General features: G+C 64.4%; 15 protein-coding genes. 12 read left to right on the top strand and 3 right to left on the bottom strand.

Going from position 1 to position 17,730, the window contains the following annotated elements; all coding sequences use genetic code 11:
• The first annotated feature begins 65 nt into the window (after positions 1 to 65).
• The 5 genes from EJ070_RS07045 to EJ070_RS07025 all read left to right on the top strand — a co-directional run bounded on the left by EJ070_RS07045 (position 66) and on the right by EJ070_RS07025 (position 6,160).
• Positions 66 to 1,655 carry an ABC transporter substrate-binding protein gene (locus EJ070_RS07045; RefSeq protein ID WP_126090690.1) on the top strand — a complete coding sequence of 530 codons (1,590 nt, stop codon included), beginning with the start codon at positions 66 to 68 and terminating at the stop codon, positions 1,653 to 1,655.
• A 96-nt stretch (positions 1,656 to 1,751) separates the two neighbouring features.
• On the top strand, positions 1,752 to 2,711 hold the full coding sequence (locus EJ070_RS07040) for an ABC transporter permease (protein ID WP_126090689.1): 960 nt from the start codon (positions 1,752 to 1,754) through the stop codon (positions 2,709 to 2,711).
• Positions 2,712 to 2,751: 40 nt separating this feature from the next.
• Entirely contained in the window at positions 2,752 to 3,573 is an 822-nt protein-coding gene (locus tag EJ070_RS07035; protein ID WP_126090688.1) for an ABC transporter permease, read from the top strand.
• On the top strand, positions 3,573 to 5,228 hold the full coding sequence (locus EJ070_RS07030) for an ABC transporter ATP-binding protein (protein WP_126090687.1): 1,656 nt from the start codon (positions 3,573 to 3,575) through the stop codon (positions 5,226 to 5,228). Before EJ070_RS07035 ends, EJ070_RS07030 begins: the two co-directional genes overlap by 1 nt.
• 92 nt (positions 5,229 to 5,320) lie before the next feature.
• Positions 5,321 to 6,160: an alkaline phosphatase family protein gene (locus EJ070_RS07025; protein ID WP_126090686.1), complete on the top strand. Its 840-nt coding sequence runs from the start codon at positions 5,321 to 5,323 to the stop codon at positions 6,158 to 6,160.
• 55 nt (positions 6,161 to 6,215) lie between these two features.
• On the opposite strand, the gene EJ070_RS07020 is transcribed toward EJ070_RS07025, so the two are convergent.
• Positions 6,216 to 6,848 (bottom strand): transposase, encoded by a 633-nt coding sequence (locus tag EJ070_RS07020; RefSeq protein ID WP_245464932.1) that lies wholly within the window; start codon positions 6,846 to 6,848, stop codon positions 6,216 to 6,218.
• Positions 6,824 to 7,516 carry a hypothetical protein gene (locus tag EJ070_RS36995; RefSeq protein ID WP_245464830.1) on the bottom strand — a complete coding sequence of 231 codons (693 nt, stop codon included), beginning with the start codon at positions 7,514 to 7,516 and terminating at the stop codon, positions 6,824 to 6,826. The genes EJ070_RS07020 and EJ070_RS36995 overlap by 25 nt, the downstream gene beginning before the upstream one ends.
• Positions 7,517 to 7,962: 446 nt before the next feature.
• On the opposite strand from EJ070_RS36995, the gene EJ070_RS07015 reads away from it, so the two are divergent.
• From EJ070_RS07015 to EJ070_RS07005, 3 genes are read left to right on the top strand one after another with little or no spacing between them, the layout of a single operon-like run.
• Positions 7,963 to 8,529, top strand: a complete 567-nt coding sequence (locus EJ070_RS07015; protein WP_126090684.1) for a sigma-70 family RNA polymerase sigma factor — start codon at positions 7,963 to 7,965, stop codon at positions 8,527 to 8,529.
• Positions 8,526 to 9,194 (top strand): anti-sigma factor, encoded by a 669-nt coding sequence (locus tag EJ070_RS07010; protein WP_126090683.1) that lies wholly within the window; start codon positions 8,526 to 8,528, stop codon positions 9,192 to 9,194. The genes EJ070_RS07015 and EJ070_RS07010 overlap by 4 nt, the downstream gene beginning before the upstream one ends.
• On the top strand, positions 9,184 to 10,629 hold the full coding sequence (locus EJ070_RS07005; protein WP_126090682.1) for a S8 family serine peptidase: 1,446 nt from the start codon (positions 9,184 to 9,186) through the stop codon (positions 10,627 to 10,629). The genes EJ070_RS07010 and EJ070_RS07005 overlap by 11 nt, the downstream gene beginning before the upstream one ends.
• A gap of 313 nt (positions 10,630 to 10,942) precedes the next feature.
• Here the strand turns inward: EJ070_RS07005 and EJ070_RS06995 are convergent, their stop codons facing one another.
• Positions 10,943 to 11,965, bottom strand: a complete 1,023-nt coding sequence (locus EJ070_RS06995; RefSeq protein WP_126090681.1) for a substrate-binding domain-containing protein — start codon at positions 11,963 to 11,965, stop codon at positions 10,943 to 10,945.
• A 360-nt stretch (positions 11,966 to 12,325) separates the two neighbouring features.
• On the opposite strand from EJ070_RS06995, the gene EJ070_RS06990 reads away from it, so the two are divergent.
• The 4 genes from EJ070_RS06990 to EJ070_RS06975 all read left to right on the top strand — a co-directional run bounded on the left by EJ070_RS06990 (position 12,326) and on the right by EJ070_RS06975 (position 17,699).
• On the top strand, positions 12,326 to 13,681 hold the full coding sequence (locus EJ070_RS06990; protein ID WP_126090680.1) for an ABC transporter substrate-binding protein: 1,356 nt from the start codon (positions 12,326 to 12,328) through the stop codon (positions 13,679 to 13,681).
• A 179-nt stretch (positions 13,682 to 13,860) separates the two neighbouring features.
• Positions 13,861 to 14,874 (top strand): sugar ABC transporter permease, encoded by a 1,014-nt coding sequence (locus EJ070_RS06985; protein ID WP_126090679.1) that lies wholly within the window; start codon positions 13,861 to 13,863, stop codon positions 14,872 to 14,874.
• Position 14,875: 1 nt separating this feature from the next.
• A complete protein-coding gene (locus EJ070_RS06980; RefSeq protein ID WP_126090678.1) occupies positions 14,876 to 16,030 on the top strand; it encodes a carbohydrate ABC transporter permease in 1,155 nt (384 codons plus the stop codon).
• 4 nt (positions 16,031 to 16,034) lie between these two features.
• Positions 16,035 to 17,699: an alpha-glucosidase gene (locus tag EJ070_RS06975; RefSeq protein WP_126090677.1), complete on the top strand. Its 1,665-nt coding sequence runs from the start codon at positions 16,035 to 16,037 to the stop codon at positions 17,697 to 17,699.
• Positions 17,700 to 17,730: the final 31 nt, after the last annotated feature.

The following is a 17,730-nucleotide window of genomic DNA, read 5'->3' as shown; positions in this document are numbered from 1 at the left end:
TCATTATCCCTCACAAGAAAACAAGAAACGACCGCAAGGTCGAACCATCAGAGTGAGGAACCATAATGTCTAAAGAACTCGAATATCTCAGCCGCCGTGTCGCGTCCGGCAAGCTCAGCCGCCGCGATTTCCTTGGCCGTGCCGCCGCGCTCGGCGTCACCGCTACCTTTGCCAATTCGCTGCTTTCGAGCGCTGCCCGCGCCGCTGGTCCGGTCAAGGGCGGCACGCTGAAAGCAGGCATGGTTGGTGGTGCATCCACCGACAGCCTCGACCCGGCGCTGGACGCCAGCCAGGTTCCGTTTGCCTTCGGCAAAGTCTGGGGCGAGACCTTGGTCGAACTCGCGCCGGGCGGCGGTGTCGAATATCTCATCGCCGAGGAGATCGGCGCGTCGGACGACGCCAAGACCTGGACAATGAAGATCCGCAAGGGCGTCCAGTTCCACAACGGCAAGGAAGTGACGCCGGACGACGTGGTGGCGACGCTGAAGCGCCACAGCGACGAGAAGTCGAAGTCTGGCGCGCTCGGCGTGCTTAAGGGCATCGACACCATCAAGACCGATGGCGGCAATGTCGTGGTCACGCTGAAGGATCCGAACGCCGACATGCCCTATCTGATGGCCGACTACCATCTGATCATCCAGCCGAACGGCGGCATGGACAAGCCCGACGCCGGCATCGGCACCGGCCCATACAAGGTGGCCATCAACAAGCCGGGCGTGAAGTACGGCGGCGAGCGTTTCGCCAATTACTGGCAGCCCGACAAATATGGTCATGCCGACCAGGTCGAGATCATCATCATCAACGACGCAACGGCGCGGACCGCCGCGCTCCAAGGCGGCCAGGTCAACATGATCAACCGCGTCGAGCCGAAGATCGTCGATCTGGTCAAGCGGCTGCCGGGCGTCACCATTCGCGCCGCCTCGGGCCGCGGCTTCTATCCCTTCAACATGTTCTGCGACACCGCACCTTTCGACAACAATGACCTCAGGATGGCGCTGAAGCTCGCCATGGACCGCGAGGAAATGCTGCAGAAGATTCTGCGTGGCTATGGCTCGGTCGGCAACGACATGCCGGTCAACAAAGCCTATCCGCTGTTCTCCGAGGATATCGAGCAGCGCAAGTTCGATCCGGAAAAGGCGGCAGCGCTCTACAAGAAATCGGGCCACAGCGGCTCGATCCTTCTGCGCACCTCCGACGTCGCCTTCCCCGGCGCGGTGGACGCCGCCCAGCTCTATCAGCAGAGCTGCGCCAAGGCCGGCATCAAGATCGAGATCAAGCGCGAGCCCGGCGACGGTTACTGGACGGAAGTCTGGAACAAGCAGCCCTTCTCGCTCTCCTACTGGGGCGGCCGGCCGACGCAGGACCAGATGTACTCGACGGCGTATCTCTCAACCGCCGATTGGAACGACACGCGCTTCAAGCGCCCCGATTTCGACAAGATGGTGCTTGCGGCGCGCGGCGAGCTCGATGAGGCCAAACGCAAGAAGATCTACCGCGACATGGGCGAGATGATGCGCGACGAAGGCGGTCTCATCGTGCCGTTCTTCAACCAGTTCGTCGACGCGACCGGCAAGGGCGTCGAGGGCTGGGTCGACAACCCGGCGCAGGAACTGGCCAACGGCCACGCCCTGATCCAGTGCTGGCTGCAGGCGTGACGAAGGAAAAGGAAGGGCCGGTCGAAACCGGCCCTTCCTTGCTTTCACAGCTTGCCCGAAAGGCAGGCGTCCCTTCCTGAACGTTGCGGGTTGCCGATGTCGTCTCCAATCTTGAAGTTGGTCGCTCAGCGCATCTTGCTGGGCCTGGTTCTTTTGCTGGCCGTTTCGGTCCTGATCTTCGCCGGCACCCAGATTCTGCCTGGTGACGTCGCCCAGGCGATCCTAGGCCAGGCCGCGACGCCCGAGGCCCTGGCCAACCTGCGCGAACAGCTCGGCCTGAATGATCCAGCATGGCTGCGCTACCTGCATTGGCTCGGCGGGATCCTGCACGGCGATTTCGGCACGGCCCAGTCGAGCGGGCTGGACATCGCAAGTTCGATCGGGACCCGGCTGAAGAACACGCTGTTTCTTGCCGCATGCGCGGCGATCGTCGCGGTACCGCTTGCGGTCATTCTCGGACTGATCGCCGTGCGCTACCGCAACGGCTTCGTCGACAAACTGATCTCCGGCCTGGCGCTCGCCTCGACTTCATTCCCCGAATTCTTCATCGGCTATGTGCTGATCTTCGTTTTCGCCGTGCATTGGCAGATCTTCCCGAGCATCTCGACGGTGGATGAATCGACACCTTTCCTCGAGCGGCTGCAGGCCGTCGTTCTGCCGGCTACCGCGCTCACGCTTGTGGTGCTGGCGCACATGATGCGCATGACGCGCGCCGCGATCCTCAACGTCATGCAGTCGGCCTACATCGAGACCGCGGAGTTGAAGGGGCTGAAGCCCTTCGACATCATCCGCAAGCACGCCTTCCCCAACGCGATCGCGCCGATCGTCAACGTCGTCATGCTCAACCTCGCCTACCTTATCGTCGGTGTCGTGGTGGTGGAGGTGATCTTCGTCTATCCCGGCATGGGACAGTATCTGGTCGACCATGTCTCCAAGCGCGACGTGCCCGTGGTGCAGGCGGTCGGGCTGATCTTCGCCGCGGTCTACATCACGCTCAACATAGTGGCGGACATCGCCGCCATCGCGGCCAATCCGAGACTGAGGCATCCAAAGTGACTGGCCCGATACGGAACGATCAGAGGGGGAACTGAGGCGAATGGCGCTGCGACAAATCCCGTTCACCGCCTGGATCGGGCTTATCCTGACGGCCGCCTTTGCGTTTTGCGCCATATTCGCGCCGTGGATCGCACCGCACGGCAATGGCGAGATCGTCGGTGACGTCTGGGAGCCGATGTCGGCCGTGCATTGGCTGGGTACCGACAATCTCGGCCGCGACCTCATCTCGCGCATGATCTACGGCGCGCGCATCACCATTGAGATCGCGGTGGCGGCGACGGCGCTCTCCTTCTCGCTCGGCTCGATCCTCGGCTTCTCGGCAGCGGTGTTTGGCGGCTGGTTCGACACGCTGATGTCACGCTTCGTCGACCTCCTGATGTCGATCCCGACCCTGATCTTCGGCCTGGTCGTGCTCTCGGTGCTGCCGACGAACACGCTGACCTTGATCCTGGTCATGGGCATCCTCGATTCGACCCGCGTCTACCGCCTGTCGCGCGCGGTCGCCGTCGACATCAACGTCATGGACTATGTCGAGGCGGCGAAGCTGCGCGGCGAGGGCAGCGGCTGGATCATCTTCCGCGAGATCCTGCCCAACGCGCTCTCGCCGCTGGTCGCCGAACTCGGCGTGCGCTTCATCTTCGCCGTGCTTTTCCTGTCGGCGCTGTCCTTCCTCGGCCTCGGCGTGCAGCCGCCGGATTCCGACTGGGGCGGCATGGTCAAGGAAAACAAGGACGGCATCGTCTTCGGTATTCCGGCGGCGCTCATCCCGGCGGCCGCTATCGCGGTTCTGGCCATTTCGGTCAACCTCGTCGCCGACTGGGTGCTCAACCGCACGACAAGCCTCAAGGGAGGGCGCGGGTGATGGCTGACAGCAAAGCAAAATCCGGCCGGCTCCTCGACATCCGCAATCTGCGCATCGAAGCGACGGTCTATCCGCCGGGGGAAGCGCCGAAGACCATCACCCTCGTCCACGATGTCTCGTTGACCCTGGAAAAGGGCAAGGTGCTCGGCCTGATCGGCGAATCCGGCGCCGGCAAATCGACCATCGGCCTGTCGTCGATGGGTTACGGCCGCGGCGGCGTGCGCATCACCGGAGGCGAGGTGATCCTCAATGGCCGCGACATCCTCAAGGCCGGCCCGAAGGGCGTGCGGGCGCTGCGCGGGCGCGAAGTCTGCTACGTCGCGCAGTCGGCGGCGGCCGCTTTCAACCCGGCGCACAAGCTGATCGACCAGGTGGTGGAAGCCGCCCTTCTGCATGGCACCGCGACCCGGGGCGAGGCCGAGAAGCGCGCCGTGGCGCTGTTCAAGAAGCTTAGCCTGCCTAATCCGGAGACGATCGGCGAGCGCTACCCGCACCAGGTCTCCGGCGGCCAGCTGCAGCGCGTGATGACGGCGATGGCGCTGTGCTCGGAACCGGACCTGATCGTCTTCGACGAGCCGACTACGGCGCTCGACGTGACGACGCAGATCGACGTGCTGGCGGCGATCAAGGACGCCATCCGCGACACGCATGTGGCGGCTTTATACATCACCCACGACCTCGCCGTGGTGGCCCAGGTATCGGACGAGATCATGGTGCTGCGCCACGGCCGGCTGGTCGAATGGGGCGGCACGCGCCAGATCATCAAGGAGCCGCGCCAGGAATATACCAACGCGCTGGTGTCGGTGCATGAGATCGAGCACCAGGAGCAACAGCCCGGCACAGCGCCGATGCTTTCGGTGAAAAACGTGACGGCCGCCTATGGCGGCGGCCACGTCAAGGTGCTGAAGAACGTCTCGGTCGACATCTATCCGGGCCAGACGCTGGCGGTCGTCGGCGAGAGCGGCTCCGGCAAATCGACGCTGGCGCGCGCCATCACCGGCCTCTTGCCGCCAGAGCAGGGCAGCGTCGTCTTCGACGGCCGCACGCTCGGCAACAGGCTTTCGGACAGGCCGAAGGAGGACCTGCGCCAGCTTCAGATGATCTACCAGATGGCCGACGTGGCGATGAACCCGCGCCAGACGGTCGGCACCATCATCGGCAGGCCGCTGGAATTCTATTTCGGCATGAAGGGCCGCGAGCGCGACAAGCGCGTTGCCGAGCTGCTCGACGAGATCGAGATGGGTAAGGGCTTCATCGACCGCTATCCGGCCGAGCTTTCCGGCGGCCAGAAGCAGCGCGTCTGCATCGCCCGTTCGCTCGCCGCCAAGCCGAAGCTGATCATCTGCGACGAGGTGACGTCAGCGCTCGACCCGCTGGTCGCACATGGCATCCTCAAGCTGTTGCTCAACCTGCAGCAGGTCGAGAAGGTCGCCTACCTCTTCATTACCCACGACCTTGCCACGGTGAAGTCGATCGCGGATTCGATCGCCGTGATGTATCGCGGCGAGGTGGTCCGCTACGGCTCCAAGAGCAAGGTGCTGACGCCGCCCTTCGACGCCTACACCGACCTCCTACTCTCCTCCGTGCCGGAAATGGAGATCGGCTGGCTGGAGAAGGCGATCTCGGGACGGCGCATGGAAAGCGCCGGCAACTGAGCTGGCGTCCTCTTCTCTGCGTTTCTGGGGCTTGGCCGGACTGGCCAGGCCCTCGATGCTGATCTCTCCCGCAAGACCGCATGGAGCCGCCCGTGGCGCTCACATCCAAACTGTTGCTCATCATCCTCGACGGCGTGCCGTACCGGAACTGGCGACGGCTGATGGGCAATCTCGAAGGCTGGGCGCAGTCGGGCGAGGCGCAGGTGTGGAAGATGCGTTCGGTGTTGCCGTCGACCTCCGCCTGCTGCTACGCCTCGATCCACACCGGGGTCACGCCGCAGGTGCATGGCATCCTGTCGAACGAGAACCGGTTCCGGGTCGAGCAGCCGGATATCTTCTCGGAGGTCAGCAAGGCCGGCGGCAAGACCGGCGCGGTGACCCATTCCTACTGGTCGGAGTTCTTCCGCTCCCATCCGTTCGACCTCGTCGAGGACATGGAGTTCGACGAGCCCGGCGGGCCGATCACGCATGGCCGTTTCCACACCATGACCGGCTACAATCTCAGGAACCAGATGACGCCGAGCGACGTCGACCTGTTCGCGACGCTGACCATGCTCACCAGGCGCCACGGCATCGACTACGGCATCCTGCACACCTGCACGCTGGACTCCATGGGTCATCGCTTCGGCCATGACTGCCACGAGATGGACCACGCCTGCTACGCGATGGACGGCATGCTCGCCGCCTTCCTGCCCGGCTGGCGCCAGGCCGGCTACGAGGTGATCGTCACCGCCGACCACGGCCAGACGAACCGCGGCCATCACGGCGGCCACGACGACGAGATGCAGGATTTCGCGCTCTATTATTTCGGCCCGGGCAAAGGTCCCGAGGCCGATACGCTGCTCGACCAGCTGCAGCTCGCGCCGACGGTGCTGAGCCGGCTCGGTGTGGAAGTTCCGGCGACGATGAAGGCGAAGCCGTTTTTGGAGTGAATCGCCGTCCCCTTCTCCCCTTGTGGGCTAGCGTGCGCACACATTTGCTTCGGGCTCATTTTTGCGAGGCCAGAACGAAGCCGTGTGTGATGGCGTTGAAGCGTCTGAGGCCGTGGGTGAAGGTGATGGGCCCTGGCGGGCGTTCCTTTTCGTAGCCGTTCCAGCCTCCGAGCCTGGCGATACACCAGGCGGCCCAGGCGAGCGTGTGCGTGGGGTGCGGGTTCTTCTGCTTTTGGGTCTTGCCTTCGAGCTTGGCGATGAGCACTTCCAGGACGGTGATCTCGGTGGGATCGAAGAGGTGTGCGGCCTGGAAGCGCTGGCCCGGCGAACCACGCCCGTGTACGAGTTGCATGACCTTGGTGGCGACGACCAGAGCGGTGGCGGCCAGACGTTCGAGTGCATCGCCGTCGGCGATGAGACTTTCCTCCAGATCGATGGCCTGCGACTTCACGGTCCGAAACAGCTGTTCGACGCTCCAACGCGAGCGATACAGGTCGACGATGCGGCAGGCATCGGCGAGCGTTTCGACGCTGTGGGTGGTCAACAGCCGCCAGATCACCGCGTCCTTGGCCGAAGGTGGATCGATCTCACGCACTTCCACCATGTTGAGCGTGAGTTCGCGCGGATCGCGGCTGTCGGCGCCAAGGCGGGGCTGGCGCAAGCTCACCGCGGTGAAGCGAACGGCCAGTTCGACGGTGCGGGCCGGCCGGGTCGGGCCTGCAGTTCGAAGGCAATGCGGCCGGCTTCCGGCGTCTTGGCGATCGCGCCGAACAGGCGCTCGCCCCGCGTGCCCAAGGCCCGATCCCGTACAGCGCGGATGAGCACATGGGTGCGCTCGTCGGGCAGCCTTGCAAACACTTCGTAGATGTCGGCCTCGCGGTCGCCGATCACCGTCATCTGCGGCGCGTCGGTCAGCGCCTGGCATGCCGCCTTGGCGGTGCCGATCCACTTGTGGCTTTCCTTGGCTTCGATCGGCAGCGCCTGGTAGTCATCCGCCTTCTCTGCCTCGCGCCGCCAGATCGTGGCGCCTGCAAGGCCAAGGACCGAGCCGTCCACGGCATCCACGGCCAACGCCGGATGCACGAACAGCCCGATATCGGTGCCATTGCCGACACGACCGAGGCCGCGCTTGCGCGAAGCCTTGGCTTCATAGTTGATCTCGCTGCTGTCCTCGATGATCAGCACGTGGCGGCCGGCGGCCAGTTCGGCGGTTCGCGCCGCCGCCGTGCGGATGATCTCTTGCGTGCTCACGTGGCGATTGCGAAACAGGCGTGTGAACGCGACCTTCTCGGCGCGCGTGTCGGCCAGCCGGCGCATGCCCGTGCTGACACGCGCAAACATGCGCTCCAGAACCATGCTCCCCTTTTTTGCAGGCGCAGGTCGCCGAAGTAGCCAAGCAACGAAGCCATCGCCGAAACCTCCAGAATCAACAATGGCGGCTACAGAATCACATACAATTCAACCGCTTCAAGCCATTTTCCGACGGCGCCTCTTCACGCTTGACCACAGCACGAAGCAAATGTGTGCGCACGCTAGCCCCTTGTGGGAGAAGGTGGCCGAGCGAAGCTCGGCCGGATGAGGGGTGCTCCAGGGAACGCCGACGCCCCACTCCGCTGGAACACCCCTCATCCGTCTCGGCGCTGCGCGCCGATCCACCTTCCCCCACAAGGGGGGAAGGGGAAGTCTTGCCTACTGGCAACACTCCCTTTCTTCGGTTAGCCTCCAAAAATCCTTGGCGGAGGGTGAACCTTTTTGGCCCGATCAGCGACAAAGCCACGAGGAGCCAGGCGGCTCGACCGGCCATGAACGCGGCGACGGAAACCGATCGCGCGCTTGTAGACCGGGTCGCGAAGGGCGACCGGGCTGCCGTGCGGCTCCTGTTCATGCGTCACCACGCGCGGATCTACCGCTTCGTGGCGCGCCAGACGGGATCGGAAATGATGGCCGACGATATCACCAACGAGGTCTTTCTCGAGCTGTGGCGGCAGGCGCCGGGCTTCGAGGGCCGCTCTGAAGTCTCGACCTGGCTGCTCGGCATAGCCCGTTTCAAGGCGCTGTCCTCGCTGCGCAAGAAGAAGGAGGACTGGATCGACGACGACGACGCGGCGCAGATCCCCGACAGCGCCGACACGCCGGAAGTCGTCACCATGAAGGAGGACAAGGCAGCCGCTCTGCGGCGCTTCGTCGATGCCTTGCCGGAAGAACACCGCACGGTGATCGACCTTGCCTACTACCATGGCCAGTCGGTGACTGAGATCGGCGAGGTGCTCAACATCCCGGTCGCGACCGTCAAGACCAGGATGTTCTACGCCCGCAAGAAACTCGGCGAAGCGCTCAAGGCCGCCGGTTACGACAGGGGGTGGCCATGAGCGCCGCTGAAAAGATGTCGCGCCGCGACGAGATGGAGGCGCTGCTGCCCTTCTACCTGAACGGCTCGCTGGAAGGCGCTGAGCTCGAGGCCGTCGAGGAATGGCTGGCCTCCGATCCGGCGGCGATGGCAGCCCTTGGCGAGGCGGAGGCCGAGTTCTCCGGCACCGCCGCCGCCAACGAGGCGATCCGCCCGCCGGCCGATGCGCTCTCCCGCTTCGCCAGGGCGCTCGACGCCGAGGCCGGACCGGCGCGCGCGCCGGCCGGCCAATCGTGGCTCGCCAAGGCCTTCGGCCGGCTGACGGCGATGCCGGCCGGCGTCGCCTGGGCGGCGGCCGCGGCGTTGCTTGCGCTGGTCGTCGTGCAGTCCTTTGAGCGGCCCGGCGGCAAGGGCAGCGATTTCGAGATCGCCGGCGCTGAGGACGATCTCGCGAAGCTGCCTTTCGCCCTGGTCAAGTTCAAGCCGGACGCCAAGATGTCGGACATCGCCGCCTTCCTCAGCCAGAACGGGCTGAAGATCGCCGGCGGGCCGACCGCCGACGGCGTCTTCCACGTGACCATCCCGGCGGGCAATGCGGCCGACTACGGCAAGCTTATCGGCCTTATTGCCGCCCAGCCTTTCGCGGAGGCTGTGGTTCAGGGAAGGAAACCGGTCGATGGCGGCTAAGGCGGTCGTTCTTCATGCGGCACTCCTCGCGGCGGCATGTGTCGCCGCGCCTTCGTTCGCGCAGACCAACGACCCGAACCTTTCGCAGAAGCAGGTCGACTGCCTCAACCGCACGACGGCCGCGGGCGCCGGATGCGATCAGGATGGAGGCGGTGCCAAGAACGGCGGCGACAAGTCAGGCACGGGCTCCGCTGCCGTGTTCCTGCCGGCGCTGATCGTCGATCTGTTTCCGAACCCGCCGGCAAATGCGGCACCGGTAACCCCTTCGAACGGAGCGTCGCCGTCAGGCGGCCCGACAAGCACACCGCCACCCGCGCCCCCGCCGAGCGGACCAGTCACACCGCCCACGGGCCTCAATCTCGCCGCGCCGCCGCGCGCGGTCAGCGGCGAGTTCGTGCCGGACGAGGTGCTGGTGACGGTGACCGGCGATGCCGGCGCGGTGCAGCAGATCGCCACCGCCTTCGGCCTGCAGGTGCGCTCGCAGCGCCAGTCGCGGCTGCTCGGCTCGACGCTGGTGCGCTTCGGCATCCCTGATGGGCGCCCAGTCGGCGTGGTGCTGGCGCAGCTTGCCGCCGACGGCCGCACGCAGCGGCGCGAACCCAACCACATCTATTCGCTGCAGCAGGCGGCAGGTATCGTGAACTACGCCTTCGACCGCATCGCGCTCGATTCGAAACAGGCGAGCGGCGAGAATGTGCGCGTCGCCGTCATCGACACCGGCATCGACGACACCAACCCGGCGCTGAAGGGCGTTATCGCCGACCAGTATGATGCCATGCCCAACGTGCCGATCGAAAAGCGCGACCACGGCACCTCCGTCGACGGGCTTATCGCCGGCGTCGGCGCGCTGGAAGGCATGGCGCCGGGCGCCAGGATCTACCATGCGCGCGCCTTCGAAGGCGGCAAATCGACCATGGACGTCATCCTGGCGGCTCTCGACTGGGCGGCGGAACAGGACGTGCGCATCATCAATATGAGCTTCGTCGGCCCGAAGAACGACCTTCTCGGCACCGCCTGCCGCAACGCCCGCGCGCTCGGCATGGTGCTGGTGGCGGCCGCCGGCAACAATGGCCCCAAGGCGCCCTATGGCTATCCGGCCGCTTTCGACGGCGTCATCGCGGTGACCGCCACCGACGCCAAGGACGGGCTGATGCCGCAGGCCAATCGCGGTGCCTATGTCTTCATCTCGGCGCCCGGCGTCGAAATGGTGGCGCCGAGCGGCGCCGGCTCCGACGTGGTGACCGGCACCTCCTTCGCCGCCGCGATCGTCAGCGGCGCCATCGCCAACCTGATCCATGCCGCGCCCGACCGCTCAGCCGACGACATCGAGAAGGCGTTGGCGGCGACAGCCAAGGATCTTGGCCCGAAGGGGCGGGATAATGATTTCGGCTATGGGTTGCTGGATATCAAGGCGGCTGGGGCGGCGAAGGAGTAAGTTCCCAGCAGTTTTGTAACGTCGGCGGGACAGCAGCCCCTCTGTCCTGCCGGACATCTCCCCCGCAAGGGGGGAGATTGGGTGTCACCTCGATTTTCGCCAATCTCCAGCGTCGAAAATATGGCGCCAAGGCGGAACTGCCGATCTCCCCCTTGAGGGGGAGATGGCCGGCAGGCCAGAGGGGGTCGGTCGACCGGGCTCGGCCTGCTGACGCAGGTGGACGTTGGCGTTCTACGCGCAGCGACCCCCTCTGTCGCCTTCGGCGACATCTCCCCCTCGAGGGGGGAGACTAGCCGCTTCGCCGCCTTCGTTCCTATCCCGGCGCTCCAGCGACCGATCCCCTCACCACCAGATCGACAGGCCACACCTCGCCGCGCGCCCCTTCTTCCAGCCCCGATATCCGCGCCGCCAGGCGCTCGGCGACGCGTGCGCCGGCAAGGCGGATCGATGAGCGTGTCGTCGACAGCGGCACCGGAAAATTCTCCGGCCGCAGCCAGGGGAAAACGTCGTCATGGGCGACCAGCGAGAGATCCCCCGGGATGGTGAGGCCGAGATCGCGCACGGCGCGCACGACGCCGAGCGCCATGATCAGACTGGAGCAGACGATCGCGGTGGGAGCCTCGCTTTGCTCGAGCAGGCGGCGAGCGGCGCGATAGCCGTTCTCCTCGGTCATGGTCAGCGAGCAGATGTGGCGCTCGCCAAGCGTCAGGCCGCTGGCGGCAAGCGCCCGGCGAACGCCGCGCTCGCGGTGGATGGCGAAGGTCTCGCGGTCGTCGCCGTTGATCAGCGCCAGACGCCTGTGGCCGAGCTGGACAAGGATCCTGGCCGCCTCGTGGAAGGCGCCCTCATTGTCGATGTCGAGATAGGGATAGTCGAAATCAAAACCCTCGCTGCGGCCATGGACGATGAAAGGGATGCCCAGCGTGTTGACCAGCGCCAGCCGCCGGTCGGCGGGGCGCGGCGAAGAGATGTAGACCGCATCGACCTGCCGGTTGGCGACGATGCGCCGATAGGTGGTCTCCTGGTCGTCGGCATCGGCCGGCGACAGCACGAGATCGAGCTCGTGCGAGCGGGCATAGTCGCCGAGGCCGGAGAGGAACTCGACGAAATGCGGGTCGATGTCGACGGCACTGCCGGTCGGCAGCACGTAACCGATCATGCCCGACTTGCCGGTGGCCAGCCGCCGCGCGCTGGGGTTCGGCCGATAGCCATGGCGCTTGGCGGCATCCATCACGCGGCGCCGCGTCTCCTCGTTGACCTCCGGGTAGCCGTTCAGCGCCCGGCTCACCGTGGTTTGAGAGAGCGACAGCATGTGCGACAGTTGCTTGAGGTTCATCCGAGGTCTCCAGCCTCAAAGCGCTTTAAATTTAAATTGATCCGATGATTGTTGGCGATGTCGCCGCACATGACGACCTTAGTGGCGGCCCATCGCAGTTTGAAGCAAAAATTGCTGCTGCAGTGCCAAAAAAGCATGCTGCAGCGCACTTTCTGGCTGATAGAGTAGAACTTTAAATCGATTAGTACAGTAACCCTCTTGACTTCCGGTCAATTCGATGGCGAGATCAAAAAAGCCAAAGCGCTTTGGAAGACTCTCCGAAAGGTTGCGGTTGCCTTCTCGCTGAGTCACAGTTCCGCAGGCGTCGGCGGACGGGATGGAGGTTTCGTCCGAACTGTTTTCACCACTGGGAGGATTGCGATGAAGAAAATGCTTCTCTTGGGCGCCGCTTTCGCCGCGCTAGCCCTTAGCCTGCCGGCGCAAGCCGAACTGAAGTTCAAGCCGGGCGAGGACCCGCGCTTCCACTGGGCAAACTACGACGACCTCAAGAAAGTCGACCTCAAGGGCGAGACGCTGACCATCTTCGGGCCGTGGCGCGGCGAGGACGAGGGCCTGGTGCGCACCGTTCTCGAATACTTCCAGGAAGCCACCGGCGCCGAGATCAAATACTCCTCCTCGGAGAATTACGAACAGCAGATCGTCATCGACACCCAGGCCGGCAGCCCGCCCAACATCGCCGTGCTGCCGCAGCCCGGCCTGATCCAGGACCTGGCTTCCAAGGGCCTGCTCACTCCGCTCGGCGACGACACCGCCAAATGGGTGAAGGACAATTACGGCGCCGGCCAGTCATGGGTCGACCTCGGCACCTTCAAGGACAAGGACGGCAAGCCCGGCTTCTTCGCCTTCCCCTACAAGGCGGACGTGAAGTCGCTGGTCTGGTACTCGCCGGACAATTTCGAGGAAGCCGGCTACAAGGTGCCGAAGACGCAGGAAGAGCTCGCCGATCTCGAGAAGAAGATCATCGCCGACGGCGGCAAGCCCTGGTGCATCGGGCTCGGCTCCGGCGGCGCCACCGGCTGGCCGGCGACCGACTGGGTCGAGGACATCATGCTGCGCACGCAGACCCCCGCCGTCTACGACAAGTGGGTGAAGAACGAGATTCCGTTCAGCGACCCGGCGGTGGTCAACGCCATCGATATCTTCGGCAAGATCGCCACCGACGACAAGATGGTCGATGGCGGCGCCAAGGCGGTGGCCGCAACTGACTTCCGCGACAGCCCGAAGGGCCTCTTCTCGGTGCCGCCGAAATGCTACATGCACAAGCAGGCATCGTTCATCCCGACCTTCTTCCCCGAAGGCACCAAGATCGGTCAGGACGCCGATTTCTTCTACTATCCGCCCTATGCTTCCAAGCCCGATCTCGGCACGCCCGTGCTCGGCGCCGGCACGCTGGTCATGATCACCAAGGATAGCAAGGGCGCGCGTGCCTTCATCGACTTCCTCAAGATGCCGCTGGCGCATGAGATCTGGATGGCGCAGGGCGGCTTCGTGACGCCCTACAAGGCGGTCAACAAGGAAGCCTATGCCAGCGAGGCGCTGAAGAAGCAGGGCGATATCCTGGCCAACGCCTCGACCTTCCGCTTCGACGGCTCGGACCTGATGCCCGGCAAGATCGGCGCCGGTTCCTTCTGGACCGGCATGATCGACCTGGTCGGCGGCAAGTCCGCCCAGGACGTCGCAACCGACATCCAGAAGAGCTGGGATGCCATCAAGTAAGCCGCCGTTTGCGGCTCAAGTCAGACCTTCCTGATCCTCCTGCTGGATCCGGGCCACGGCCCGGATCCGACCGGCGGTAACGCCGGAAGCCTTCGCGTCTCGATTGTTCCGAAAACTCACAAGTCGGTGCATCCGATCGCCAGCACTGCCTGGCCGGTCATGCGCAGGGAGAGGGACCCATGGCGGCTCAGATTTTCTCGGCCATATTCGTCATCATCATCGGCGTCGGCGGCTGTGTCGCCTATTTCTGGGGCGCCAACAAACTGCTCGACGTCATCTTCCCCTCGCGCGGGGTTTCCGGCACAGCCGCGGTCGACAATCTGCGCCGGCAGGGGCTGGTGCGGCCGTGGCTGTTCGTCGGCCCGGCCATGATCATCCTCACCATCTATCTGATCTATCCGGTTGTCGAGACGCTCAGGCTCTCCTTCCTCGACAGGGGCGGCGCGAGCTTCGTCGGTCTTGCCAACTATGAGTGGGCGTTCGGCGACCACGATTTCCGCAATTCGATCCTCAACAATGTGCTCTGGCTGGCGGTGGTGCCCGCTGCCTGCACCTTCCTCGGGCTGATCATCGCCGTGCTCACCGACAAGATCTGGTGGGGAACGATCGCCAAGAGCCTGATCTTCCTGCCGCTGGCGATCTCCTTCGTCGGCGCCAGCGTGATCTGGAAGTTCATCTACGAGTATCGCGGCGAAGGCCAGGTCCAGATCGGCCTGCTCAACGCCATCATCCAGTTTTTCGGCGGCCAGCCGCAGGTGTGGATATCGCTGCCCTTCTGGAACAACTTCTTCCTGATGGTGATCCTGATCTGGATCCAGACCGGCTTTGCCATGGTGATCCTGTCTTCGGCGCTGCGCGGCATTCCGGAGGAAACGCTCGAAGCCGCGGTCATCGACGGCGCCAACCCGTTCCAGATCTTCTGGAAGATCATGGTGCCGCAGATCTGGGGCACGATCGCCGTGGTCTGGACCACCATCACCATCCTGGTGCTGAAGGTGTTCGACATCGTGCTGACGATGACCAACGGCCAATGGAACAGCCAGGTGCTCGCCAACCTGATGTTCGACTGGATGTTCCGCGGCGGCGGCGACTTCGGCCGCGGCGCAACCATCGCCATCATCATCATGATTGCCGTCATTCCGATCATGGTCTGGAACATCCGCCAGGCCAACAAAGAGACGGGAGGGCACTGAGATGACCGCCAAGACCGGAAAGTCCTTTGCCAGCCGCTTCGGCGTCCACATCGCCGTGTTCGTCTTCGTGGTGATCTGGACCATCCCCACGCTCGGCATTCTGGTCTCGTCGCTGCGCGACAAGGACCAGATCATTGCCTCGGGCTGGTGGAACTCCTTCGCCAGTTCCAGCCAGACCGAAGCCGGACGGTTGCCGGCGGCTTCGGCGCAGACGCAGAAGGACGGCAAATACGTCATCGAGGGCAACATCTTCGGCGACGGCGCCAAGCGCGAGATCAGCGCCTTCGGCGTCAAGTCGGCGGCGCCGACGCAATATCCGGCGGGCACCGCGGCCGATCTCGGCGACGGCGTCAGCCTGCAGGTCAATGCCGACGGCACCTTCGTCCTGTCCTCGCCGAAGGCATTCGAAGGCGAACGCGGCCAGCGCGTCTATTTCGCCTCGTCGGCGCCACCGAAGTTCACCACCGACAATTACAAGACGGTGCTGTTTTCGGAAGGCATAGGCCGCTCCTTCATGAACTCGCTGACCGTCACCATTCCCTCGACCGTCATCCCGATCCTGATTGCCGCCTTCGCGGCCTATGCGCTGGCCTGGATGCGCTTTCCCGGCCGCGCGCTCCTGATCGCCGTCATCATCGGCCTGCTGGTCGTGCCGCTGCAGATGTCGCTGATCCCGCTGTTGAAACTCTACAATGGCGTCGGCAGCTTCTTCGGCGTGCCGTCGAAGACCTATCTCGGCATCTGGCTGGCGCATACCGGCTTCGGCCTGCCCTTCGCCATCTACCTGTTGCGCAGCTATATCGCCGGCCTGCCGCGCGAGATCATGGAATCGGCGCGCATCGACGGCGCCAGCGACTTCGAGATCTTCGTCAAGATCGTGCTGCCGCTCTCCTTCCCGGTGCTTGCATCCTTCGCCATCTTCCAATTCCTGTGGGTATGGAACGATCTGCTGGTGGCGATGGTTTTCCTCGGCACAGAGGCCGATCAGATCGTGCTGACGGCCAAGCTCAATGCGCTGCTCGGCTCGCGCGGCGGTGACTGGGAGATCCTGACGACATCGGCCTTCGTGACCATCATCGTGCCGCTGATCGTGTTCTTCTCCCTGCAGCGCTATTTCGTCCGCGGGCTGCTTGCCGGCTCGGTGAAAGGAGGTTGAAACAATGCAATCGGCTTTGAAGGCGACGTCGAGACCAGACCCCGCCCTCGACCGCGACTGGTGGCGGGGCGCGGTGATCTACCAGATCTATCCGCGTTCCTACCAGGACTCGAATGGCGACGGCATCGGCGATCTGAAAGGCATCGTGCGGCGCCTGCCCTACATCGCCTCGCTGGGCGTCGACGCCATCTGGATCTCGCCCTTCTTCAAATCGCCGATGAAGGATTTCGGCTACGACGTGTCGGATTATTGCGATGTCGATCCGATGTTCGGCACGCTGGCCGATTTCGATGCGCTGGTCGCAGAAGCCCATCGCCTAGGCCTCAAGGTGATGATCGACGAGGTGCTGTCGCACACCGCCGACATCCACCCCTGGTTCAAGGAAAGCCGCTCCAGCAGGACCAATCCGAAGGCGGATTGGTATGTCTGGGCGGATGCCAGGCCAGACGGCACGCCGCCCAACAACTGGCTGTCGATCTTCGGCGGCTCGGCCTGGCAGTGGGACACCAGCCGCCAGCAATACTACATGCACAATTTCCTGGCCGAGCAGCCCGACCTCAACTTCCATAACCGGCAAGTCCAGGACGCGCTGCTCGACGTCACCCGCTTCTGGCTGGAGCGCGGCGTCGACGGCTTCCGCCTCGACACCATCAATTTCTACTTCCACAGCCAGGGGCTGGAGGACAATCCGCCGCTGCCGCCGGAAGAGCGCAACGACCAGACGGCGCCGGCGGTCAATCCCTACAACTACCAGGACCATATCTACGACAAGAGCCGTCCGGAAAATCTCGGCTTCCTCGAGCGCTTCCGCGCGCTGCTGGACGAATATCCGGCGCAGGCCGCCGTCGGCGAGGTCGGCGATTCGCAGCGCGGACTGGAAGTGGTGGCCGCCTACACCGCAGGCGCCAGACGCGTGCATATGTGCTATTCCTTCGACTTCCTGGCGCCGGAGAAAATCAGCGCCGCCAAGGTGCGCGCGGTGCTGGAAGCTTTCGGCCGGGTCGCCAGCGACGGCTGGTCCTGCTGGGCCTACTCCAACCACGACGTGATGCGCCCGGCCTCGCGCTGGGCCGCCGACGAGGCCGATCCGGTCGCCTATCTCAAGGTGATCTCGGCGCTCTTGATGTCGCTGCGCGGCTCGGTCTGCATCTACCAGGGCGAGGAGCTCGGCCTCGCCGAGGCGGAGCTCAAGTTCGAGGACCTGCAGGACCCCTATGGCATCCGTTTCTGGCCCGAATTCAAGGGCCGCGACGGCTGCCGCACGCCGATGGTGTGGGAAGCGGCGGCCAAGAATGGTGGCTTCTCGACCGCCAGGCCCTGGCTGCCGGTGCCGGGCAAGCATCTCTCGCAAGCGGTGAACGTGCAGCAGGGCGACCCGAACTCGCTGCTCGAGCACTACCGCCGCTTCCTCGCCTTCCGGCGCCAGCATCCGGCGCTGGCCAAGGGCGATATCGATTTCATCGAAAGCGATGGCGACACCGTCGCCTTCACGCGCCGCGAAGGCAATGAGCGCATCGCCTGCGTCTTCAATCTCGGCAGCAAGCCTGCCGAGGTCGATCTCGGTAAAGGCTCGCCGCTGCCCTTGCAGGGGCATGGCTTTTCGGGACAAGCTGGCACCAGGTCCATCCGCCTCGGCGGCTATGGCGCCTGGTTCGGGCGTATCGACTGAGTTTGCAACGGACAATCACTGGGAGGAGGAA

It is taken from the genome of Mesorhizobium sp. M1E.F.Ca.ET.045.02.1.1, assembly GCF_003952485.1.
Taxonomy (GTDB): Bacteria; Pseudomonadota; Alphaproteobacteria; order Rhizobiales; family Rhizobiaceae; genus Mesorhizobium.
This window is presented reverse-complemented; position numbering and strand designations above follow the sequence as displayed.